Below are 316 nucleotides of genomic sequence, written 5' to 3' on the forward strand. Positions count from 1 at the left end.
TTTCAGAAGAACGAGGATTAATCCTTTTTGGCGGGGGAAGTGGTTGTATAAGCCCCCAAATAAAGGGTTATTGGGCAAAGATAGAAAAACAGGTAAAAGAAGATTTAAAAGAACAAATATCCGGTCATGAAAATAAAAAAAATATTCGTCTAGATAGCAGAAAAAAAGAAAATTCATCTTTGTTAAATTTTTTAATGCCATTTAAAAGCTTCAAACGTAAAACAGAATAACAAAAAACTTCACTAATAACTAGTTTCGCCTACTTTACTTTTCTGTATCTGGCTGGTAGTATTATCAGTATAAGGTAGTCTAATAT

The 316-nt window shown here is 30.7% G+C and carries 1 protein-coding gene; it reads left to right on the forward strand.

All coding sequences use genetic code 11. From position 1 onward, the window contains the following. Positions 1–230, forward strand: a 230-nt coding sequence (locus ACYVTD_RS18820) for a hypothetical protein (protein ID WP_461249103.1), incomplete at its 5' end; no start/stop codon positions are given. Between the last annotated feature and the right edge of the window lie 86 nt (positions 231–316).

This window comes from Treponema sp. R6D11, from assembly GCF_054786075.1.